Origin of the sequence: Chroococcidiopsis sp. TS-821 (genome assembly GCF_002939305.1) — a bacterium.
GTDB lineage: Bacteria > Cyanobacteriota > Cyanobacteriia > Cyanobacteriales > Chroococcidiopsidaceae > Chroogloeocystis.
In genome coordinates, this window is sequence record NZ_MVDI01000002.1 from 520561 (window position 1) to 543229 (window position 22669).

A 22669-nucleotide genomic window follows, 5' to 3' on the forward strand; every position below is an offset into this window, starting at 1 on the left:
CCTTTGCAGACTGACCGCTAAAATTCTTGTTGGTAGTGTACGAAGTACACTTTTTTTTCAGTAGCCCCTGACTTTAGTCAGAAGGCGTCTGCGACTCCCAACGATAATATTTAAACAGCTTGAACTGTGTTGTGTAGTATATTCTCTACCTGCCAGCAACTCAGGTCATTTAAAGCGCGATCGCGATACATTCCGTACCTTTGTTGCTTATTTCTAATTCTCTCTGCTAAGTCGGGTAAAATCCCAAAATTGGGAGGCATTGGCTGAAAATGCTTTGGGGAAGCAGAACTAATAAACTCAAACAAAGCCCCCATCATCGTTGTTGGCGGTAATTTTAACGGTTCTTTACCCAAAGCTAGCTGCGCCGCATTTGTTCCGGCTAACCAACCACCAGCCGCTGCAGCGGTATAACCCTCTGTACCAATTAACTGTCCCGCAGCTAGTAAAGTCGCGCGGTGTTTAAACTGCAAAGTTGGTAAAAGTAACTCTGGGGCGTTGATAAAAGTATTGCGGTGCATCACACCCAATCGCACAAATTCTGCGTTTTCTAACCCAGGAATCAGCTGAAAGATACGTTTTTGTTCGCCCCAACGGAGATTGGTTTGAAAACCTACCATGTTCCACAGCTTACCTGCTTTGTCTTCTTGACGCAGTTGCACCACCGCATAAGGACGCTTCGATTGATTTTCGGGCGCGCGGAAGTCTCCTTGACGGGCGTCAAATAATCCGACAGGCTTGAGAGGACCATAGCGCATTGTATCTTCACCACGTCGCGCCAGCTCTTCAATCGGTAAACACGCTTCAAAGAATTTTGCAGTTTCGCGTTCAAAGTCTTTGAGTTCAGTTTGTTCTGCTGTACGCAGTTCTTGCCAAAATCGCAAATACTGCTCGCGATTCATCGGACAATTGAGATACGCCGCATCGCCTTTATCGTAACGCGAAGCCAGAAAAGCAATATCGCGATTAATTGATTCACCAACCACAATCGGGCTAGCAGCGTCAAAAAAGCTGAGGTATTCCATCCCTGTGAAGCGCCGCAATTCTTCGGCTAAAGCAGGACTAGTGAGAGGTCCCGTTGCGAGGACAACAATGCCCGATCGCGGAATTTCTGTTACCTCTTCACGCCGCAATTCGATTAAAGGATGATTTGCCAAAGTTTCGGTTAAATCGTGGCTGAAGCGTCCTCTATCCACTGCTAATGCGCCACCTGCAGGAACCGCGTGTTCGTCGGCTTTAGAAATCACAACCGAACCCAAACGGCGGAGTTCTTCGTGTAATAAACCAGCTGCGCGATCGCTTGCTTGCGCCCCAAACGAATTACTACACACCAACTCAGCTAACTCTTGCGAGTGATGGGCGGGACTAAACTTTGTCGGGCGCATTTCATGTAGAATGACAGGCACTCCCCAAGCGGCAATTTGCCATGCGGCTTCTGTCCCTGCGAGTCCGCCACCTATAACATGAATAGGTTCTTGCATCAATCCCTCCCCAATTTTCTTCACAAATCAGCATGGTAAAGCAGGTAATCTTTCCCATTACCCATTACCCGTTACCTATTACCGTATCTAACCAATTTGCAACAGCCGCGCGATCGCATTTGGTACTGGCAAAACAATGACTACTAACACAGCCAAAGCAAGTAGACCAAAGAAGTCACGTAAATTATCAAGTTCGGTGACATCGTTTAATGCAGGTTCGTCGTAGATAGGCATGAAGAATAAGATAATTGCCCACAGAAAAAATGCTGGCTGTAGTAAAGCAAGTGCTAATACCAAAAATCGCGCAATCTGACTGACAACGATGGCTTTGCGTTGTCCAAACATAGCATGAACGATATGTCCGCCATCAAGTTGTCCTACAGGCATTAAGTTTAGTGCAGTAACGACGAGTCCCAAAAATCCAGCAAACGCTACGGGATGGAGGTCGATCGCAGTGTTAGCTGTTAGTTGAGCACCCAATATCAGCTTACTCAATAGCGCGAGTAGCAACGAGTAATTCGGGTTTAATGCATCGGGGTTGAATAAACTTGGTTGTTCTGGCAGCTGTACGATTGTAGAATTTGCTAAACCCCACACCAAAAAGGGAATCGTCGCGATAAATCCAGCGACAGGACCGGCAATACTGACATCGAATAATGCTTTACGATTCGGAACCGGACTGCGCATTTGAATAAACGCTCCAAACGTTCCCAAGAAAAACGGTACGGGAATAAAGTAAGGCAGTGTGGCGCGAATTTTGTAGTATCGTGCTGCGCTGTAGTGTCCCAGTTCGTGAACTCCCAAAATTGTCATTAACGCCAGGGAATACGGTAATCCTTGCTGTAAGATACTAGGATCTGAACTAATAGTCGTCACGTCGGCACCTGCAATTTCCACACCGACGATGGTTGTTGTCAGAAGCGTTGCGAGCACCAGTCCTAACGCCAGAACAGGACGAGTTAATTTTTGCTGAGCGCGATTTGCTCGTATTTGGGGATTGGGTACTAAGGCAAAAAATGGTTTGCCGTTTAAACCTTCTTGCAAGACTACCTGAAAGCGATCGCCAAATTGAGCTTGAATATTTTCTTTAACTCGCTGGTAAGCAGCGGTTGGCGTCGTTCGCAACTGTCCGTAGCAAATCACGGCTTGGGGTCGATACTCGATATTATGAATGTAAAATATCGACCAAGGAAAACAATCGCGCAGCTGCTTTTCTTCAGAAGAGTCAATCGGTCGCAGTGGTGGTGTGGGGTCAGCTTTCTGTGCGATCGCAGGTGTGGTTTCCGGTGGAGATTCATTTGGCGATGCTGAGGCGGAATTTATGTCTCTACGCCCCCACTGGATGAGCAACCAATACAGAATTGGGCAAATAATAAATGGTCCAATAACTAACGGTAATGGAATCGGCTGATTGGAACCAGCGCTAGCTGTCCAAGCACTCCAGATGAACGCCGGTGTCATGAGCACCAGCCACAAAATCCACACTGGTGTGCGTGTAATCCGCTTTACGCTGCGCTGCACAATCAAGTATGTAAAAATTCCCAAGAGGAGGAGAAGCCAAAAGTTCATGCTGATTTTCGTTAATCTAAAAATTGGTCCAACTTGTCAGAATTGCTTTAGCTATAAAGAATTGAGAGACTAAATCCTACTCCCTCGTTCCTTTACTCAAGTAGACCTACACACCTTTTTCCCGAAAAGCCGATATTTCTAACGTTGTTAATCCCAATCGCTGCCCAGTGACACAAAATCCCGAACAGCTTGCCAATCATAGCGCTCAAAACACCTTGCCTCAGCAGGCGAGTCGCTCCAAACCACCACAGGCTATTTGGAACCACATTTTTGCTTTTCCACCTAATCGGGACACATTAGGAGGAACCGCTTATCTTATTGTAGAAAACGATGGGAATATCCTGATCGATTGTCCGCCTTGGAATGAAGATATTCAACAATTTTTGCAATCCCTCTTGGGAGTGAAGTGGTTGTTTCTCACGCACCGAGGTGCAATTAGCAAAAGCGTTAAAGAAATTCAAAATTTTTTGAATTGCGAAGTGGCGATCAACGAACAGGAAGCTTATTTACTTCCAGGAATTTCACTGACGTCGTTTCAAGATGAGATCGCGCTTAGCCCAACGATACAAGGTATTTGGACACCAGGACATTCACCTGGTTCAGCGTGCCTTTATTATCAAAATTACGGTGGTATTTTATTTTCTGGTCGCCACTTGCTACCAAATCAACAAGGCGAGCCAATGCCGCTACGCACTGCCAAAACCTTTCACTGGCGACGCCAAATCAATAGTGTAGAAAAAATTTTACAGCGTTTTACTCCAGAAACGCTCCAGTATATTTGTCCTGGTGCGAATACTGGCTTTCTTCGTGGTAAAAAAGTCATCGATCGGGCATATCATCGCTTAGCGGCATTGGATTTAGCCGCACTGGTACAGTTGCAAGCCCCTCTTTGAAAGAGCAAGGAGCAGAGGAGCCTGCGCCGTGCGGGGGTTTCCCCCGTTGAGGCGACTGGCGTGGGCAGAGGAGATCTCAGGAGAGTAAATAATGATAAATGAGCTTAACTCAAAACTAGTACCCACCCCTTACCCCTAATTCAAGACTTGCCAGCTAAAACTGAATGTGTAATAAACTGTTCTACCGCAGCTAAATACTGCTGATCTGCTTCGGTGGCTATTTTTTCGCGGGTAATCGGTTCTTGTGGAACAACCAAGTCAGGCGTAATGCCGAGTTTGTTGATATCGCGATGATGCGGAGTTTCATATTTAGCCACAGTCACTGCCAATCCTGACCCGTCGGACAAGTTAAACAGCGACTGAATTAAGCCTTTACCAAAGGTTGTTTCGCCAATAACTTGGGCGCGTCCGTTATCTTGTAGTGCACCTGCTAGAATTTCACTTGCACTCGCGGTTCCTTGATTAACTAAAACGACGAGCGGATCTTGCGTTATCGCTGAGCCAAACGCTTCAAAACTGCCTTGGATACCTTGGCGGTTAACGGTGTAAACAATTGTGCCTTCATCTAACCACAAACGCGCAATTTCAATACCGGCTTGCAACAAACCGCCTGGATTGTTACGGAGATCGAGAATATAAGCATTCGCGCCTTGATTTTCCAGATTGGCGATCGCATGCGCAAGTTCTGCGGTGGCATTCGCATTAAATTGTGTTAAGCGAAGATAACCAATTTTCAGGTCATCTGTAACATTGCGTAACTCAGCAACAACAGGATTTAATTCAATCCGCGATCGCACAAGTTCAATTTCGGTACTTTCCTTATCTTGCGCCCGTTGCAGCACCAAAGAAACTTTACTTCCAACAGGACCGCGCATGCGAGCAGCGGATTCATCGAGGGTGAGTTCTGTTGTCGAAACGCCGTCAATGGCGAGGATGCGATCGTGGGGGCGAATTCCTGCTTTTTCTGCTGGAGAACCCGCGATCGGCGCGACAACCTCTAACTGACCAGTTTTTGGCTCCAGCGCAATCTGTAAGCCAACACCTGTTAATTCCCCTGAGGTATTCACCTGTAAACTACGATACTGCTCTGGCTTCAAAAATCGCGTGAACGGATCGTCCAAACTAGCGAGCATCTTTTGAATCGCTTCATATGCCGCTTCGCGGTCTTTGAGAGGCTGCTTGATTGTATTCAGCCGTAGTTTTGACCAGTTTTGATGATTAAAAGTGTCATCCAGATACACGCGATTAACGATTCGCCAAGCTTCAGACACCAGCTTTTGTTCTTCAGTCAATGCGGCTGCTGGTTGCACCCAACAAGTCACAGCTAGCAAAATTGGCAAAATTGCTAATAGCCCAATCTGAAATACTTTTTTACACATCACGCGCATCTAACCTTGGTTGCCGCCCCGAATTATGAAATCCTTCTCTCGATTATGTTACTTTTTTTATAGTACGAGTGCAGTCAAACCTATCTGCTGACCCTCATTGGGGAAAGTACGCAAAGCACCTGCAACTGCTCTCAGTTGCCCTTATTTTAAAAAACTGGATTTCCAGTAATTGCCACACGACATAGCCTCTCCATTCTTGTTTAAGACTGGGAGTTTTATCAACCGCAATCTATTCTTAGGAACTCTTGCTTCATGTTTACCAAGCAGGTAACCGACTCAAAACTTTACAATTGGTTTCAAGAACGTCTAGAAATTGAGGCACTTGCTGAAGACGTTACAAGCAAGTACGTCCCGCCCCACGTCAATATCTTCTACTGCTTCGGCGGGATGACATTAACTTGCTTTTTAATCCAGTTTGCAACTGGATTTGCCATGACATTTTATTACAAGCCAACAGTCGCGGAAGCCTACACCTCCGTACAGGCACTGATGACTGAGGTAAACTTCGGCTGGCTAATCCGCTCGGTTCACCGCTGGTCTGCCAGTATGATGGTTCTGATCATGATCCTGCATATCTTCCGCGTTTACCTAACTGGCGGATTTAAAAAACCTAGAGAACTTACCTGGGTCACAGGTGTCGTTCTGGCGGTGCTAACGGTTTCATTTGGTGTCACTGGTTACTCTTTACCTTGGGATCAAATTGGATACTGGGCAGTAAAGATCGTTAGCGGCGTACCCGAAGCAATTCCAGTTGTGGGAACCTTGATTTCCGATCTACTGCGTGGTGGTTCGAGTGTCGGTCAAGCAACCTTAACTCGTTACTACAGCGCTCATACCTTTGTGCTGCCATGGTTGACTGCGGTCTTCATGCTGCTGCACTTTATTATGATTCGCAAACAAGGCATTTCTGGACCATTGTAATCGCAGCGTTAAGCAAGCGGCGAGCCTTGCGTTTGCCGCTGCTTGGGCACAAAATCTAAAATAAATTATTTGACTCACCGATAAAGGAGAGCACTCTTAACAATGGGAACATTGAAAAAACCGGATCTTAGCGATCCAAAATTGCGCGAAAAACTAGCCAAGGGCATGGGTCATAACTACTATGGCGAACCAGCTTGGCCTAATGACCTACTGTACATCTTCCCTGTCGTGATTTTAGGAACTGGTGCTTGCATCGTTGCGCTTGCGGTTTTAGACCCAGCAATGGTAGGCGAGCCAGCTAACCCCTTTGCGACACCGCTAGAAATTTTACCTGAGTGGTACTTGTACCCTGTATTCCAAATTCTCCGCTCGGTTCCCAATAAACTACTAGGCGTGCTAGCAATGGCATCTGTACCGTTGGGCTTGATCTTAGTACCGTTTATTGAGAACGTAAATAAATTTCAAAATCCCTTCCGTCGTCCAGTTGCCACCACAGTATTCATGATTGGTACTTTGGTAACGCTTTGGCTTGGAATTGGTGCTACATTCCCTATTGATAAGTCTTTTACACTAGGTTTGTTCTAATCTAGCCGAGCGATCGCGCTCGTGACGCCTGTAAGTTTCTTCTTAAGTACTAAGGTACTGGGCAAGAAACATTTACAGGCGTTATTTGTTATAAAGCACAGCTCAGAAATCAGGTTTAATTAGTTACTGTGCAAGCTACCGTTGATCATTTGCCAGAACTAGCTATCCTAGAGGCAGAGCCGGATAAAAAAATGCGATTAAATTCATCACTACAATTTACTTTAGGGAACATAGCCCGCTGGCTAGCGATCTTTGCGGTGATTTGGCTATTAGGCGCAGTCGGGTTGGGCTGGTTAGTTAATTCGTTTTTAATTTTATTTGGGCTACTGCTGCTTGCACCAGTCATTGCCTTTGTCGGTTTTCGGTGGTGGCTTGCGCGTAACTTAATTCAAGATAAGTGTCCTGTATGCCGCTATGAGTTTACAGGGTTAAACAAAACTCAATTACAGTGTCCTAGCTGTGGCGAACCTCTGAAAGTTGAGCAAGGTCATTTTCACCGCTTGACACCCCCTGGAACAATTGAAGTCCAAGCGGTTGAAGTTAAAAGTCAGCAAGTTGAAGACTGAGTAGCAACGCGATCGCCCCGCAAGGGACAGCGATTATTTTTTTGTTTGCGAAATCGATAGCGTATAAGGATGTCTTGCTTGCGATCTTTCACCAATGTAGATTGAGTATCTCCCAGGTTGCCAAAAGCCAGATATTTGAGCACTTCCGCCAGAGAACTGATCGGCGAGTACGCAAAAGCGCCCTCCTGGCCCTTCAATCAGCAGTGTTGGTTGCCCTTCAGTTTTCACTTGTAGTTGTAAGTACGGTAACGGTTGTGTTACTTGGATAACTTGACTAGGTGTACTAGAGATGTTACCGCAATTACTATTTTTCGCACCCCCAGACGTTCCTTGCACCACAATCGGATCGGGCTGGAAGTTGGGCGCGATTTTGACGACAGGTGCATCAGCCAGCGCAGTAGTCGTGAAAAGTAAATTAGCGGCTAACGCTGTGGGAACAACCAGCCAATTTCTACGTGTCTTCATCTTCATTTTGCTCCGACTGTTTCCACAAGATCGAACGTCCATTTTGACTTAGTTTTTCAAAGCGATTGGGTATTATTGCTAGTTTCTTTTGTTACTTCATTCTACAAAGGCAAAAAATTATTATGGAACGATGTATGCCACTTTCTGAAGTAGCCAAAATAGCATTTGTATTGTTTATGTGAAATTAGTTTGCTTTTTTGCGGCAATCGTAGTATGTAAAAGCTTAATTTCCGCTAAGATGTCGCTAAAACATGATGTGCCGAAGCAAGTGCTTTCGTATAACATCATGCAAGCAGTGCAGCGGAAATAAAAATGAACTCTCAACCTGAGCAGGAATTAGAACAACGACTGCAACAAATTGAGGCAGAGTTAAATTCTTCTACCTCATCACCTGTTGTTGTCGAACCACAAACACCTGTATCGCCTACGAATCGCGCCTTAGTTGTACCTACGGGACTTTATCGCTTTGTCAATTGGTTTCGTGGGTTGTCGAATATCGGAAAGCTGATTGTCGTCGCCGTCGGACTTGTCGTTGGGCTTGCCGTCTTGCGTGCCGTCGTTAAACTTGTCGCTGCTGTCATTAGCTTGGCATTTTTGGCAGTGCTATTATACTTTGTCTATCAGTTCGTGTTGGCGCGGACTTCAGATCAAAACGAATGAGATTTGTGTTGGCGATCGCTCGTATGTCTAAACAAAAAGTCAAAAGGGATGTGATGTGATGGCAAACTCAACTGTGAGGAGAAGTGTCAATCGCGATCGCCGTTCGGGGCAAGAAAAATCGAAACCCTTGCCACTCGTAACGAGGCGCTTTGCGGCTTGGACAGTCGAAGTAACTTTAATTATGACAAGTGCTATAGCTCCTTTTGGGTTAGGAGTTTATGTTCAAGCACGCACCGAAGAAAAGCAACCGATAAATCCAGTACTCGCAACTGCAAAAGATGCGATCGCGACAACCTTGGCACTGTCGCCCAGTAACCGCACGCAACAAGTTGCCCCACTCACTAATTGGCTTTGGACAGGAGCGTTAGTTACCCCAATTATCCTGAGTAGTTGGCAGTTGTATCTGCTCGCTAAAACCGGTAGCACTCTACCAAAACGCTGGTTTGGCGTACGTGTTGTAACTGTTGCGGGAAATCCTGCGGGAATGCGACGTATCCTGCTGCGCGAAGTTGTCGGCGCTTGGGGCTTACCACTGCTAGTTGCCTATGCGTTGTGGCACTTGAGCGGTGCGTTTCCTTCGCTGGGCATGTTAGCCGGATTTTCGCTGCTGACAGTTCTTGGAGAAGGCTTCACCGCGCGATTTAACCGTTACCGTCGCTGCTGGCACGATTTTTTGGCAGGAACTTACGTGATGGATGCCAATCGCAGCTACGCGGCGCTGCTCGGTAATTTACGCCCCGCAACTAGTCCATTGATTCCGCAGTATGCACCTTATTATGCCTCACGTCCTATCGTACCAACTGTGGCAATGGCAACAGCCATACCACCCCACAAACGCCAAAAACCCAACTGGTGGCGTTGGATGCGGCGCAACCCTAGCTTTGCGCTACTGTTTATCACCCTTAGCAGTATGGCAGCCGTCCTCGGTACTTTAGTCGGCACTCAAGTTTACATCCAAACACAAGCAAACCAGCGTCAGCTGAGACAGCAAAACAGCCAACAATTTTTAGCATTAGTGCAAAAACTGAGTGACAGCGCGCCCACAACTTTCGAGGAACGTCGCAAGGCAATTACCGCCCTGGGAACACTCAACGATCCGCAAGCCCTACAAATGCTTGTCGATCTGTTAGGACAAGAAACAGATCCGCTTTTGCTGGATACGATTCAACAAACAATCGCAAGTGCTGGGCTACGCGTCATCCCACATTTACGGCGCTCAAATCAGTCTATAGCTAATGCGTTAGACTACGTGCGCTACAGCAGTAAACCTGAAGAACTCACGCTACATCAACAACGTCTGCAAGCAACGCAACGCGCGATCGCCAATCTCCTGAGTATCTATAGCGGTAATCTCAACGGCGTTGACTTAAGCCGAACAATTTTGGGAGAAAACTTAACTGATTCAGCTGTTCCCTTCTCCCTCTTTCTTGATAATGTCAATTTATCAGGAATTCAACTGCGCGGTGCCAACCTCAACCAAGGAAGTTTTCGCGGTACGCAATGGCAATCTGCAGGTGAAGATCGCCGCTGGAACACTGCTGACGATCGCATTGCCGACTTGAGTGAAGCACAACTTAAAGCCGCGAACTTGACAGAAGCTAACCTCAGCCGCACCGCGATGCGCGGCGCAAATCTCACCCACGCAATTCTTAACCGCGCGAATCTTGTTGGCACAAACTTGATGGGTGCTAATCTCAGTAGTACGCAAATTGTTGGAGCTAACTTACAAGATGTCGTATTAGAAAACGCCAGTTTGACAGGTACTGATTTAGCCGCCGCAAATTTATCACGTGCGAATCTGCGCGCAGCGAGATTAGGTCGTGCAAGTGCTTTGGGTGCGCAACTACAATACGCTAATGCAACAGCCTCTGACTGGCGCGGCGCCGATCTATCCGGTGCAGATCTCAGTCACGCCAATTTGAAAGATGCTGACTTGAGTGATTCGCGATTGAGTGGCGTCAGTTTTCGCAGTGCCCAGCTGCAAAATACCAACTTGCGTAACGCAGATTTGAGAAAAGCAGATTTACGCGGCGCGCAGTTAGTTCAAACTGATATGCAAGGCGCAATTCTTTTTAAGTCGCCATCTCCCGATCAATTTATTCAAGCCCCTCCCGAAGCAATGCTTTCCGCGATTGTTGAGGGTGTTGATTTTAGCAATGCGAAGAATTTAGATGCAAAACAACTAGCGTATATTTGTACGCAGGGTGGTCGTCATCCCCGTTGTCCCTGAGAGAAGATTGGTGATGAGTGGCTAGTAGTAACTTTCCTGTATGGAAAGCCCTAGCCCTGATTAATGTGAGGAGTGGTGAATCATGCAACGTTTGAATTATCTTGCTGGAGTGGGTGCGATCGCACTGATCAACAGCGTGGCACAACCAGCGATCGCACAAGCAGCTTATGGTAGTTATGTTGGTGTTGGTCCTGCGGTAGGATTAAGTCGAGACGCTGACGGTGATGGTCGTCAACTTGGTGGTGCGATCGCGGTACGTTACAAAATTTTAGAAGCACCTTTTTCTTTACGGACCCAGGCATTTATTGGCGATAATACCGCTGTTGTTCCTACGGTTTCGTATGATGTTCCGCTAAGTTGGCAAACTGATGCCTATATTGGGGCTGGAATTGTTTTTACTAACGGAAATACACCTTCTCCGGTAGGAGATCGAGTCAGCTTTGCGCTACAACCAGGAATTGATTACGTTGTTCCTAATAGCAATACGGTTATATTTGGTAATGCAGTAATTGCGTTTGATGCTTTCCGTAATGGTGGTGGTAACGCGATATCCATTCAAGGCGGAGTTGGTTTGAGATTTCGATAACTCGCCGTTGTCTTTCCGCTTAAGTTCAGGATAATGGTAAGTGCTGCTCCTTACATACCCCTCAGGAGCAGTAAATCGTTATTAACGTGACAAGGACTACATCTAAAAAAGCTCAGTCCGATGCAGGTTTTCTCAAGTCTTACAACTTTAATTATCTCAAGTTCGCATCTCGGTTAATATAACAAACTTCAAACTCTATCGCTAAAACTTTAAGTTTAAATTACCTTCTCACACCAAACATTGACTTTATCAGAGCTTGAAGTATAAATCACAAAGCTCTGCTTAGCGCGAATGACAATCGTAGTATCTCATCGCGATTATCTCAATTTAGGTTGAATCTGAGAATCTTTAAGAAATTCAGTATTTTTATCGTTGAAATTATAGTCGTTAAGAAATATTTATTATATACAGTGCCACTACTCTCCCCATAACAATCATTATGAAAGCAAAAATATAAAGACTTAATACTATACAAAGTTAAAGCAAAATATTAGTTAACATATAAAATTTCAGACGTCAAGCATCATTTCTATATTGACTCGCAATTTGCTCAATTTAAATCTTATTAATTTATGTTGATAGCAACTCCTTTTAATAGAAATATTGCTAAATCAATAACCGCATGAATCTCAAGCAAAAATTAATTTGTGCTTTTTTAGGTGCTTCTTTCTTATTAGGAGCCACTAGTAGTATTTCTTTATTAAATAATCTAAGAGTTAGGTATAGTATCGACCAAGTTACACAAAGTTCATTAGAAGAGTTTGTCAGCTCAACTGAAGTTTCACTAGTATTGCAGCAAATACAAGCTAAATTGCGAGAGCTTTTAGAAAAGAAGCATCAAATTAGTTATCATATAGAAAAATCAGAAGCAAATCAAACTGAAATACAAACTTTAAAAAAAATAGTCTTACAAGATTTGGCAAAAGTTAGTAAGTACCTAGACTTAAGTGAACAGGCAACGCTCAATGGAATAGAACTTGCTGCGCTAGATGGACAAAAGCGTTTAAAAGAAGAAAAAGAATTAGAAGAGTTAAAGAAAATAGAATCTGTTTTTTTGATACATAAAACAAACATTATTCATTTGTTTAATCTAGTCAATCAAGATATTGAACTAGCTGCTGTTTTTTTTAAACAAGAACTAGAACCTCACTTTGAAACAAAGTTAATACCCTTAATTGTTGAATATAATCATGATGCGAGAGGAGAACTTTTAGCTGAAGTTCAACAGGTTGAAGGAGCAATTAATCGCGCAAATATCCTCATACTCTTATCAACTGCCTTAGCCTTTGCTTCTGCACTGGGCTTAGGCTCATTTATTTCGCGTTCAATTGCTAAGCCATTAATTAAGCTCACTCAAGCAGCAAATAGAGTAAGTGAAGGAGAAACTACTACAAGAGTAAATATTAAGAATCAAGACGAAATCGGAGTTTTAGCTACTGCTTTTAATCAAATGCTGGATGATTTGAATACAACAATGGTATCCAAATCTTATGTAGATAGCATTATTGAATTTATGGCTGATGCTTTGATTGTTTTAGATACAAACTTAGTTATTCTAAGAATTAATCCAGCTACAGCTAAAATTTTAGAAATTGCCCCTAATGAAATTATTGGAAAACAAATTACAACTTTGTTTTCTTCAGAAGAGAATTTAGATGAATTAAGCGCTGAGAAAATTGTCAGCAAAGGTAAGATAGAAATCTTTGAAACGTACTGGCTAACGAACACAGGCAATCGGAAACTTGTATCATTTTCAGCTACAGCCATGTATAATCAGCAAGGGAAATTTCAAGGGGTTGTTTGCGTAGCACAAGATATAACAGAGCGCAAGCAAAGTCAAGCAAGGCTTGCAAAGATTAACGAATGCTTTTTAAGTTTTGGTACAGATCCAACAGCAAACATTTATCGACTAACTACGCTTTGTGGTGAACTTTTAAAGGCAGTAAGTGCTAGATACTATCGGTTAGAAAAGGCAAAAGCATGTTTGGTAGGACAATGGCAAGCTTTGGAAGATAAGCTGGAGGGAAATACTTATGACAGTATTTTTTCTCAGTTAATTCAGCAATGCTGCGAAGATAGTTATAGCCGTCACACTCCACAAAGCTCACAGGACACCAACACAAATCTAAAGATATTGACGCATGAAGTCAAAACTTATATCTGTCAAGCGGTCAAATCTAAGGAGAAAATTATTGGTGCACTTTGTGCATATCAGCACAATCTAATTTTAAATGAAGCGGATAAAAAGATTATTGGGATTATTGCCGCAGCAATTGGAGTGGAAGAACAACGCCGAGAAATTCAGGAAGCTTTGCGTGAAAGCGAAGAACGGTATGCACTGGCTACGCGTGGTACTAACGACGGACTATGGGATTGGGATTTAAACACCAATGAAGTTTATTTTTCTCCGCGTTGGAAATCGATGTTGGGTTATCAAGAAAAAGAAGTTGGAAACTCGGTGGAAAGCTGGTTTAATTTAGTACATCCTCAAGATGTTGACCAACTAAAAGCGGCGATCGCATCGCATTTACAAGCACAAACACCGCAACTAGAAAAAGAATACCGAATTTTACACAAAGATGGTAATTATCGCTGGATGCTCAGTCGCGGATTAGCAGTGCGCGATCGCGATGGTAAACCTTATCGCCTTGCAGGTTCGCAAGCTGATATTACAGCAAGCAAAGCCGCAGAAACGGAATTGTTACATCAAGTATTCCACGATGCTTTAACCGGATTACCGAATCGCCTGTTATTCACCGAACAGTTAGAGCAAAGCATAGAACGTGCCCGACAGCAAGAACATTATTCGTTTGCGGTGTTATTTTTAGATCTTGACCGCTTTAAGGTGGTGAATGATAGTTTGGGTCATTTGATTGGCGATCAGTTATTGATTGCGATCGCGCGTCGCCTTAAAATGTGCGTGCGCCCTGAAGATACCGTTGCGCGTCTTGGCGGTGACGAGTTTACCATCTTACTAGAAAATATTCGCAAAGTAGAAGATGCTACGCAAATTGCCGAACGCATTCAAAACGCATTAGCTTTACCATTTAACTTTGAAGGACACGAAGTTTTTACCTCAGCAAGTATTGGCATTGCGTTTAGTACAACAGGTTATGAAAAACCCGAAGATTTATTACGAGATGCTGATACAACGATGTACCGTGCCAAAGGATTGGGTAAAGCACGATATGCCGTTTTTGATACAAGTATGCACGCGCAAGCAGTGGCACTCTTACAAATAGAAACGTACCTCCGCCGTGCAATCGAACGTCAAGAATTTCAGCTACATTATCAACCAATTGTCAATTTGGAAACGCGAGAGTTAGTTGGGTTTGAAGCACTGATCCGGCTTTGGCACCCAGAACAAGGATTTATTTCTCCAGGAGAGTTTATTCCGGTAGCAGAGGAGACTGGCTTAATTATTCAAATTGGCACTTGGGTACTGCGCGAAGCTTGTCGTCAAATGCATGAATGGCAGCAAAAATTTGCTACAGCGCGTAATTTAAAAATTAGCGTTAATATATCGCCTAAACAATTTCGCCAACTCGATTTAGTAACGCAAGTCAGGCAAATTTTGCAAGAAACAGGACTCAACGCCCGCGATTTAAAGCTGGAAATTACCGAAAGTACGCTTGTAGAAAATGCTGATTTAGTGGCTAGCATGTTGAGAGAAATGCAAGCATTAGGAATTGGTTTATCAATTGATGATTTTGGCACTGGGTACTCATCATTGAGCTATTTACACCGCTTTGCAATTGACACCTTAAAAATTGATAAATCCTTCATTAAGGACTTTAATACTGATTGGGAAAAAAGCAAAATTGTCAATACAGTGATTGCTCTAGCAGCAACGTTAGGCATTGATGTTATCGCCGAAGGAGTAGAGACTCCTGAACAAGCCAACCTCCTGCAAGAACTTAAATGTCAATTTGGGCAAGGCTTCTTATTTTCGCGTCCGCTTGATGCTCAAGCTACGGAAGCTTTAATTGCTGCCAAATTAGAATGTACGTGGGTGTAAAAAGTGCAAGGAAGTACAAGAAAGCTCTACACGATCTTCTGCTGCACTGCTTTGACTAACACTAGCTACTAGCACTAACTACCAATTTGGAGAACGTAAGGATTTATAAGTGCGATCTGCTTTGACTAACACTCACCACTCACTTTATAGTTTGTAACTCCTTTTTGACTCAAAGCAGCTGTTATTTACGTTAGAACGATACAATAATGAAGCTTGTATAGACCTGCTGGTAGCTCTCTAACTTAACTAATGTCTGTCGGAAAAAACTTGCTTTACGAAGGCAAAGCGAAAATCATTTACACAACTGATGAGCCAGAAATTTTACTGGCACATTACAAAGATGATGCTACAGCTTTTAATGCACAAAAGCGTGGCAAAATTGTCGGAAAAGGCGAGATTAACTGCAAAATCTCACAAGCACTATTTCAGTATTTAGAAGCGCGTGGTATTCGCACTCATTTCATCGATTGCCCAGCACCGAATCAGATGCGAGTGGTGCGAGTGAAAATCTTGCCTTTAGAAGTTGTTGTCAGGAACATTGCAGCTGGTAGTCTCTGTCAACAAACAGGGATACCACTCGGTACCGTTCTCAAACAGCCGTTAGTGGAGTTTTACTATAAAAACGATCAGCTGGGAGATCCGCTTTTAACGCGCGATCGCTTGCTACTGATGGAACTCGCAACTCCTGATGAGCTAGACCAATTACAGCAGCAAGCCTTGCAAATTAATCATCATCTCTCAGAATTTTTTGAAAGCTGCGGCATAACCTTGGTAGATTTCAAGCTAGAGTTTGGCTTGGATGCCCAAGGCACAATTCGATTAGCTGACGAAATCAGTCCTGACACTTGCCGTCTATGGAACTCCGCAGACAGCGATCCTAACAACCGCGTCATGGATAAAGACCGTTTCCGCCGCGATTTAGGAGATGTGGAAAATGCTTACCAGCAAGTTTTAGAACGAATTCAAACAAGAGGTCAGGGCTCAGAGGTCGGAGGTTAAGGGAACAGATAGATATGAGTGTAGAGTCGTGAGTTGAGTTATGAGTTATAAGTCGTAAAGTGTTGCGTGTTGAGAAGTCTTTGAAGTAAAAACTCAACACTTAAAATAATGCCATCCGGCACGCTACGCGAACGAAACTTTTTAGGATGCAAAACTCTTTGTAGAGAAACTAATCCCTGATAACAATACACATGGTGTGTGGAAGTGCTTAATAGGTTGAAGAAAATGCGCATATCCTCGTTTTGGGCAGCAACTGTTGCGATCGCTGCTCCGTTAAGCTTAACAGTTCCAGTTGCAGGACAAACGGTAGACCCATCAGTAGTAAAATCAGGGTCGGCTGAGCCACCGCAAATGGCACAAGAACCAATCCCAGTAACAGGTGTTGTGGTCGAAACAAAGACCGAACAACGACAACATAATTCGACACAGTTGCTCCTCGGACAAACGCCAGCAACTCCAACAACACCGAATCAAACAAACGAGCAAGTACCAAGCCCTGCACCGCAGCCACAACCATCGCCAGTCATTCCGTCGCCAACTCAGGGATTTCCAGCAACGCCACCGCAACAGCCAGTGCCTGTGACTCCGCCTCCAGGTGCAGGAGGAGCGCCACTAGATGAAACACCCGGTCAACTGCAAATACCGATTACTCCACAAGCACCATTAGATACACCTCCAGGTGAAGAAAGCGTGCCAGCACCCGCAACGCCGCCGCAACCAGCACCCTTACCTGAAGGAGTGCAACCGGAAGTCGCCCCACCATTGCCACAGCCAGAGGGACAACCAGAAACCACCCCACCAGATACGGAGCCACAAGTTCTTGTTTCAGAAGTTGTTGTGAGTGCGGAAACGGGAGTATTAGATCCTGAACTCGAAAATCAAGTTTATCAAGCGGTGCGCACAGTTCCAGGAAGAACAACAACACGCACGCAGTTACAAGAAGATATCAATGCAATTTTCGCAACAGGTTTCTTCTCCAACGTGCGTGCGGAACCGAGCGATACGCCTTTGGGAGTTCGCGTTACATTCATCGTTCAACCTAATCCAGTTTTACGCTCAGTGCAAATCCAGGCTAACCCAGGCACGAATGTTCCTTCGGTGTTGCCGCCTGATGTTGTCAACAATATTTTTCAGCCGCAGTACGGCAGAATCTTGAATTTGCGGCAGCTACAAGAAGGTATTCAGCAGTTAAATCGTTGGTATCAAGATAATGGCTATGTTTTGGCGCAAGTTGTGGCAGCACCACAAGTAACAGCCGATGGAGTTGTGACTTTAGAAGTTGCTGAAGGTGTTGTTGAAGATATTCAAGTCCGCTTCATTAGCGAAGGCGAAGCAACAGACGATGAAGGCAGACCAATACAAGGGCGGACGCGCGACTTTATCATTACCCGCGAATTAGCGCTGCAACCAGGACAAGTTTTTAACCGCACGGTAGTTCAACAAGACTTGCAACGCGTCTTTGGTTTAGGCTTGTTTGAAGATGTCAATGTTTCTTTAAACCCTGGTCAAGACCCGCGACAAGTTGTCGTCGTTGTCAACGTTGACGAGCGCAATAGCGGCTCGATCGCGGCTGGTGCCGGTTTTAGTTCGGCAAGTGGCTTGTTTGGGACAGTGAGTTACCAAGAGCAAAACCTAGGTGGTAACAACCAAAAAGTTGGCGCCGAATTACAAGTAGGACAACGAGAAGTATTGTTCGACGTCCGCTTTACCGACCCTTGGATTGCGGGAGATCCTTTCCGTACCTCGTATACAGTTAACGCCTTCCGTCGGCGTTCGATTTCCTTAGTGTTTGATAGCAGTGACGAGCAGTTTGAAGTTATTAATAACGATGGCGAACTTTTAGGCGATCGCCCGCGCGTATTACGCCTTGGTGGTGGCGTCACGTTTACGCGTCCTTTGTCACGAAATCCGTTAGAAAGAGCCGAATGGACCGCATCAGCTGGGTTGGAATACCAAAGAATTTCGATTCGCGATTCGGATGGAAACTTAAGACCAGAAGGACAAGTAGGACCGGATGGCGAACCAACGGATCTGAGTTTTTCGGGTACAGGAATTGACGACTTACTGACGTTGCAAGTTGGATTAGTCCGCGATCGCCGCAATAACGTATTGCGCCCGACAGATGGTTCGCTACTGCGGTTTGGCGTTGAGCAATCGGTTCCCATCGGTTCAGGAAGTATCTTCCTCAATCGCCTACGCGGCAGCTATAGTCAATACCTACCAGTAAACTTTACTAACTTCGCAGAAGGACCAGAAACGCTCGCGTTTAATATCCAAGCGGGAACTATTCTGGGCGATCTACCGCCTTATGAAGCTTTTGCTTTGGGAGGAGTGAATTCGGTTCGAGGTTTTAATGAAGGCGATTTGGGAACTGGTCGCAGCTTTGTCCAAGCAACTGCGGAGTATCGCTTCCCCATCTTTTCCGTTGTGGGCGGTGCGTTATTCGTTGATGTCGCCTCGGATTTAGGCACAGGCGAAAATGTACCTGGAAACCCAGCCGGACAACTCGATAAACCTGGTAGTGGTTTTGGCTATGGTATTGGTTTGCGCATTCAGTCTCCTCTAGGACCACTGCGGATTGACTACGGTATCAATAACGAAGGTGACAATCGCCTGCACTTTGGTATTGGAGAACGCTTCTAATGAAGAGTTAGGGGCAAAGGAGCGAGGGTAGGAAAAAGACAAAAACACAAGGAAGTATGATGAAGATGCAGCCAAGGACGAGTCAGACAACACCTAGTAGCCCTGAAGAACAATCCCCAGTATCATTGCAGCACACTTTAGCAGGTGAAATTCAGCAATCTGGAGTGGGGTTACACAGTGGTGAAAAAACTTCTGTGCGGCTATTGCCAGCACCTGTAGACGCCGGGCGTTATTTTGTCCGTGTTGATTTGCCCGAATCACCCGCGATCGCCGCAAAGGTGAGTTCTGTTACTCAAACTGTGCTGTCAACACAATTAGAACAAAATGAAGCAAAAATACGCACGGTAGAGCATCTCTTGGCTGCGCTAGCTGGTATGGGGGTAGACAACGTCCGCATCGAAATTAACGGAGCAGAAGTGCCATTACTCGACGGTTCCGCCGCATTGTGGGTAGAGGCGATCGCCCAAGTTGGTGTCGTCGCGCAAGACAAACCTCGCGTCACGCCTGCGGTGATTTCTGAACCAATTTGGGTACGCCATGATGATGCTTTTGTTGCCGCAATCCCTGCATCTGAAATCCGTTTTACGTACGGAATTGATTTTGACTTACCTGCAATTGGCAATCAATGGTATAGCTGGTCGCCGGGCAATCGAATTGCGGCTTATCCATCAACTGCTAGCTTTGCGAGTGAAATAGCTCCGGCTCGAACTTTTGGCTTAGCTCATCAGATTGATTTTTTACAACAACAAGGTTTAATTAAGGGAGGCAGTCTAGATAATGCGCTAGTTTGTACTCAAGAAGGATGGCTCAATCCACCTTTGAGATTTGCAAATGAACCTGTACGTCATAAAATTTTAGACTTAATAGGAGATTTGAGCTTATTGGGCAACTTACCACTAGCTCATTTCGTGGCTTACAAAGCAAGCCATAATTTGCACGTTCAACTTGCGCAACAAATCGTAGCTTCTAGACGGTAGTATTTATACTAAAATCCCACTCACCCTCAAGCACTTCCATGTCAACTCTGACTCGCACTAATTCTTCTGAACCACATAATACGGTAGCAGCAAGCCAGGCAATTTTTACAGCGGAAGATATTCAACAGTTGTTACCACATCGTTATCCATTTGCACTTGTCGATCGCATCATCGAGTACGTTCCTGGAGAACGTGCTGTTGGTATCAAAAATGTGACATTTAATGAGCCGCAGTTTCAGGGTCATTTTCCAGGACGCTCAATTATGCCAGGCGTGTTTATTGTTGAAGCGATGGCGCAAGTCGGTGGCGTTGTGCTGACACAACTACCCGAAGTCGAAGGCGGCTTGTTTATGTTTGCGGGAATTGACAAAGTGCGATTCCGCCGTCAAGTCGTTCCTGGCGACCAACTCGTGATGAGTGCGGAACTGTTATGCGTCAAGCGGCGTCGTTTCGGTAAAATGCAAGCTCGTGCTGAAGTAGACGGTCAACTGGCTGCTGAAGGCGAATTGATGTTTTCCTTGGTGGATTAAAGGAGGCTAGTGGAAACAGGTAGTGGCTACTTAGTGATATCCCTAGCCCCTAACCCTTGAACCCTAGTATCCTTTCGGAGACACACTCTTGAAAACACTGATTCATCCCACTGCTGTAATTCATCCTGGTGCAGAACTGCACCCTTCGGTACAAGTTGGTCCCTACGCAGTTATTGGCGAGCACGTTAAAGTTGGTTCAGACACGATCGTCGGCGCGCACGTTGTCTTGGATGGACCAACTGAAATTGGCGCAGGCAATCACATTTTCCCAGGCGCCGCGATCGGCTTAGAACCGCAGGATCTCAAGTACAAAGGTGCAGTTTCGTACGTCAAAATCGGTGACAACAACCGCATCCGCGAGTACGTGACGATTAACCGCGCCACAGGTGCGGGTGAAGCCACAATCATTGGTAATAATAATTTACTGATGGCGTACGTGCATGTGGCGCACAATTGTGTTATAGGTGACTCGGTAGTGATTGCGAATGCCGTGGCAATGGCAGGTCACGTTCACATTGAATCGCGCGCCACGATTGGTGGAGTTCTGGGAATTCATCAATTTGTTCATATTGGCAGGCTGGCAATGGTGGGCGGTATGAGCCGCATTGACCGCGACGTACCGCCTTATATGTTAGTCGAAGGTAATCCTGCTAGAGTGCGATCGCTCAATCTGATCGGACTCAAACGGGCAGGTATTAGCGAACTCGACGATGGAAAAGTCTTTCAAACGCTCAAAAAAGCTTTCCGCACGTTATATCGCTCTGGTTTAACGCTCAATCAAGCGTTAGAAAAATTAGACTTATTGCAAGACAACGAACACCTGCAACACCTGCGCCAATTTTTACAACTTTCGCAAATGTCAGGACGCCGAGGGTTGATTCCTGGTCGCACTCTCGACACAAGGAGTGATGAATGAGCAGTCAGGTGCGACGCATATTCATCAGTACAGGAGAAGTTGCCGGAGATTTACAAGGTGCGTTGTTAATCGCAGCATTACAGCGTCAAGCGGCGCGTTTAGGCTGGGAACTTGAGGTCGTCGCATTAGGTGGCGAGAAAATGGCGGCGGCGGGAGCAAGAATACTCGGAGATACCAGCAGTATTGGTTCGGTAGGAATTTTAGAAGCGATACCGTTCATTTTGCCCACGCTAAAATTGCAAAAACGCGCGATTGCTTACCTCCAGCAGTATCCTCCTGATGTCGTTGTTTTAATTGACTATGCTGGACCAAATTTAAAAATTGGCAAATACCTCCGGCAACAGATGCCAAACGTACCAATTGCTTACTACATAGCTCCACAAGCATGGGTTTGGGCAATTAGTTCTCAAAATACGCAACAAATTATCAACATTACCGACAAATTACTGGCAATTTTTCCAGAAGAAGCACGTTATTTTCGACAGCAAAAAGCAAATGTCACTTGGATAGGTCATCCTTTAGTCGATCGGATGCAAAATGCCCCTAGTCGCGATGCAGCGCGTGCCGCGTTAGGAATTTCTCCAGAACAAACTGCGATCGCACTCTTACCAGCTTCGCGCCGTCAGGAAATTAAATATCTTCTACCCGTGATGTTGCAAGCGGCGAAAACGCTGCAAGAAAAATTACCGCAAGTGCATTTCTGGATTCCATTATCGTTAGAAATTTATCGCCAACCAATCGAACAAGCGATCGCGCGTTATGGCTTGCAAGCTACGGTGCGCTCGAGTCAAACTTTAGAAATCTTAGCAGCAGCCGATCTAGCCATTACCAAATCGGGAACGGTTAATCTGGAAATTGCGCTATTGGATGTACCGCAAGTTGTGATTTATCGCGTTAGTCCCATTACGGCGTGGATTGCGCGGCATATTCTCAAGTTTTCCATTCCCTTTATGTCGCCGCCAAATTTGGTGGAAATGAAATCAATTGTGCCAGAATTACTGCAAGAGCAAGCAACACCAGAAAATATTGTCCAAAATGCTTTAGATATGTTGCTTAACCCTAGCCGTCGTCAACAAATTTTGGCAGACTATCAACAAATGCGACGCGCGTTAGGTGAAGTGGGAGTCTGCGATCGCGCAGCTCAGGAAATTCTTCAAATGTTACTGCAATATTGAGTCAACTCTCTTTTAACTCTGAACCGTAGGTCTAGCACGAACATCCCCTGACCTCTGACCTTTGATCTCT

General features: G+C 45.1%; 18 protein-coding genes. 14 read left to right on the forward strand and 4 right to left on the reverse strand.

Annotated features, from left to right (window positions below):
* Positions 1–110: 110 nt before the first annotated feature.
* Together trmFO and B1A85_RS10020 are read right to left on the reverse strand one after the other, a co-directional pair.
* Entirely contained in the window at positions 111–1478 is a 1368-nt protein-coding gene (trmFO, locus tag B1A85_RS10015; RefSeq protein ID WP_104546745.1) for an FADH(2)-oxidizing methylenetetrahydrofolate--tRNA-(uracil(54)-C(5))-methyltransferase TrmFO, read from the reverse strand.
* A gap of 87 nt (positions 1479–1565) precedes the next feature.
* Positions 1566–3047, reverse strand: a complete 1482-nt coding sequence (locus B1A85_RS10020) for a site-2 protease family protein (protein ID WP_104546746.1) — start codon at positions 3045–3047, stop codon at positions 1566–1568.
* A gap of 167 nt (positions 3048–3214) precedes the next feature.
* Between B1A85_RS10020 and B1A85_RS10025 the strand changes: the two genes are divergently transcribed.
* The gene (locus B1A85_RS10025; protein ID WP_104546747.1) at positions 3215–3940 is read left to right on the forward strand and encodes an MBL fold metallo-hydrolase; all 726 of its coding nucleotides are present in this window, start codon (positions 3215–3217) and stop codon (positions 3938–3940) included.
* Positions 3941–4080: 140 nt separating this feature from the next.
* On the opposite strand, the gene ctpA is transcribed toward B1A85_RS10025, so the two are convergent.
* Positions 4081–5328, reverse strand: coding sequence for a carboxyl-terminal processing protease CtpA (ctpA, locus tag B1A85_RS10030; protein WP_104546748.1), 1248 nt, complete (start codon positions 5326–5328; stop codon positions 4081–4083).
* A 252-nt stretch (positions 5329–5580) separates the two neighbouring features.
* Between ctpA and petB the strand changes: the two genes are divergently transcribed.
* The 3 genes from petB (at position 5581) to B1A85_RS10045 (ending at position 7400) form a co-directional block, all read left to right on the forward strand.
* The gene (petB, locus tag B1A85_RS10035) at positions 5581–6249 is read left to right on the forward strand and encodes a cytochrome b6 (RefSeq protein WP_104546749.1); all 669 of its coding nucleotides are present in this window, start codon (positions 5581–5583) and stop codon (positions 6247–6249) included.
* A 102-nt stretch (positions 6250–6351) separates the two neighbouring features.
* Positions 6352–6834, forward strand: coding sequence for a cytochrome b6-f complex subunit IV (gene petD, locus B1A85_RS10040; RefSeq protein ID WP_104546750.1), 483 nt, complete (start codon positions 6352–6354; stop codon positions 6832–6834).
* Positions 6835–7025: 191 nt separating this feature from the next.
* The gene (locus B1A85_RS10045) at positions 7026–7400 is read left to right on the forward strand and encodes a hypothetical protein (protein WP_104546852.1); all 375 of its coding nucleotides are present in this window, start codon (positions 7026–7028) and stop codon (positions 7398–7400) included.
* A 33-nt stretch (positions 7401–7433) separates the two neighbouring features.
* Here B1A85_RS10045 and B1A85_RS10050 read toward each other — a convergent pair whose 3' ends face one another.
* Positions 7434–7865: a hypothetical protein gene (locus tag B1A85_RS10050; protein ID WP_104546751.1), complete on the reverse strand. Its 432-nt coding sequence runs from the start codon at positions 7863–7865 to the stop codon at positions 7434–7436.
* A 312-nt stretch (positions 7866–8177) separates the two neighbouring features.
* Here B1A85_RS10050 and B1A85_RS10055 point away from each other — a divergent pair, with 312 nt between their 5' ends.
* The 10 genes from B1A85_RS10055 (at position 8178) to lpxB (ending at position 22599) form a co-directional block, all read left to right on the forward strand.
* On the forward strand, positions 8178–8525 hold the full coding sequence (locus B1A85_RS10055) for a hypothetical protein (RefSeq protein WP_104546752.1): 348 nt from the start codon (positions 8178–8180) through the stop codon (positions 8523–8525).
* A gap of 58 nt (positions 8526–8583) precedes the next feature.
* On the forward strand, positions 8584–10755 hold the full coding sequence (locus B1A85_RS10060) for a pentapeptide repeat-containing protein (RefSeq protein WP_104546753.1): 2172 nt from the start codon (positions 8584–8586) through the stop codon (positions 10753–10755).
* A gap of 82 nt (positions 10756–10837) precedes the next feature.
* Positions 10838–11341 carry a hypothetical protein gene (locus tag B1A85_RS10065; protein WP_104546754.1) on the forward strand — a complete coding sequence of 168 codons (504 nt, stop codon included), beginning with the start codon at positions 10838–10840 and terminating at the stop codon, positions 11339–11341.
* A 622-nt stretch (positions 11342–11963) separates the two neighbouring features.
* Complete coding sequence (locus tag B1A85_RS10070; RefSeq protein WP_104546755.1) at positions 11964–15359, forward strand: EAL domain-containing protein; 3396 nt, start codon at positions 11964–11966, stop codon at positions 15357–15359.
* A gap of 249 nt (positions 15360–15608) precedes the next feature.
* On the forward strand, positions 15609–16358 hold the full coding sequence (gene purC / locus B1A85_RS10075) for a phosphoribosylaminoimidazolesuccinocarboxamide synthase (RefSeq protein ID WP_104546756.1): 750 nt from the start codon (positions 15609–15611) through the stop codon (positions 16356–16358).
* A gap of 225 nt (positions 16359–16583) precedes the next feature.
* Complete coding sequence (locus B1A85_RS10080; protein WP_104546757.1) at positions 16584–19001, forward strand: BamA/TamA family outer membrane protein; 2418 nt, start codon at positions 16584–16586, stop codon at positions 18999–19001.
* Between the two features lie 65 nt (positions 19002–19066).
* Positions 19067–19978 carry a UDP-3-O-acyl-N-acetylglucosamine deacetylase gene (gene lpxC / locus B1A85_RS10085; RefSeq protein ID WP_246841386.1) on the forward strand — a complete coding sequence of 304 codons (912 nt, stop codon included), beginning with the start codon at positions 19067–19069 and terminating at the stop codon, positions 19976–19978.
* 38 nt (positions 19979–20016) lie between these two features.
* Complete coding sequence (gene fabZ, locus B1A85_RS10090; protein ID WP_104546759.1) at positions 20017–20508, forward strand: 3-hydroxyacyl-ACP dehydratase FabZ; 492 nt, start codon at positions 20017–20019, stop codon at positions 20506–20508.
* 88 nt (positions 20509–20596) lie between these two features.
* A complete protein-coding gene (lpxA, locus tag B1A85_RS10095; protein ID WP_104546760.1) occupies positions 20597–21424 on the forward strand; it encodes an acyl-ACP--UDP-N-acetylglucosamine O-acyltransferase in 828 nt (275 codons plus the stop codon).
* A complete protein-coding gene (gene lpxB, locus B1A85_RS10100; RefSeq protein ID WP_104546761.1) occupies positions 21421–22599 on the forward strand; it encodes a lipid-A-disaccharide synthase in 1179 nt (392 codons plus the stop codon). The genes lpxA and lpxB overlap by 4 nt, the downstream gene beginning before the upstream one ends.
* Positions 22600–22669 lie beyond the last annotated feature (70 nt).

Bases quoted from the DNA above. Each gene is read 5' to 3' on its own strand.
- trmFO (WP_104546745.1), bottom strand. From the start codon at position 1,478: ATGCAAGAACCTATTCATGTTATAGGTGGCGGACTCGCAGGGACAGAA.
- B1A85_RS10020 (WP_104546746.1), bottom strand. From the start codon at position 3,047: ATGAACTTTTGGCTTCTCCTCCTCTTGGGAATTTTTACATACTTGATT.
- ctpA (WP_104546748.1), bottom strand. From the start codon at position 5,328: ATGCGCGTGATGTGTAAAAAAGTATTTCAGATTGGGCTATTAGCAATT.
- petB (WP_104546749.1), top strand. From the start codon at position 5,581: ATGTTTACCAAGCAGGTAACCGACTCAAAACTTTACAATTGGTTTCAA.
- petD (WP_104546750.1), top strand. From the start codon at position 6,352: ATGGGAACATTGAAAAAACCGGATCTTAGCGATCCAAAATTGCGCGAA.
- B1A85_RS10045 (WP_104546852.1), top strand. From the start codon at position 7,026: ATGCGATTAAATTCATCACTACAATTTACTTTAGGGAACATAGCCCGC.
- B1A85_RS10050 (WP_104546751.1), bottom strand. From the start codon at position 7,865: ATGAAGACACGTAGAAATTGGCTGGTTGTTCCCACAGCGTTAGCCGCT.
- B1A85_RS10055 (WP_104546752.1), top strand. From the start codon at position 8,178: ATGAACTCTCAACCTGAGCAGGAATTAGAACAACGACTGCAACAAATT.
- B1A85_RS10060 (WP_104546753.1), top strand. From the start codon at position 8,584: ATGGCAAACTCAACTGTGAGGAGAAGTGTCAATCGCGATCGCCGTTCG.
- B1A85_RS10065 (WP_104546754.1), top strand. From the start codon at position 10,838: ATGCAACGTTTGAATTATCTTGCTGGAGTGGGTGCGATCGCACTGATC.
- B1A85_RS10070 (WP_104546755.1), top strand. From the start codon at position 11,964: ATGAATCTCAAGCAAAAATTAATTTGTGCTTTTTTAGGTGCTTCTTTC.
- purC (WP_104546756.1), top strand. From the start codon at position 15,609: ATGTCTGTCGGAAAAAACTTGCTTTACGAAGGCAAAGCGAAAATCATT.
- B1A85_RS10080 (WP_104546757.1), top strand. From the start codon at position 16,584: ATGCGCATATCCTCGTTTTGGGCAGCAACTGTTGCGATCGCTGCTCCG.
- lpxC (WP_246841386.1), top strand. From the start codon at position 19,067: ATGCAGCCAAGGACGAGTCAGACAACACCTAGTAGCCCTGAAGAACAA.
- fabZ (WP_104546759.1), top strand. From the start codon at position 20,017: ATGTCAACTCTGACTCGCACTAATTCTTCTGAACCACATAATACGGTA.
- lpxB (WP_104546761.1), top strand. From the start codon at position 21,421: ATGAGCAGTCAGGTGCGACGCATATTCATCAGTACAGGAGAAGTTGCC.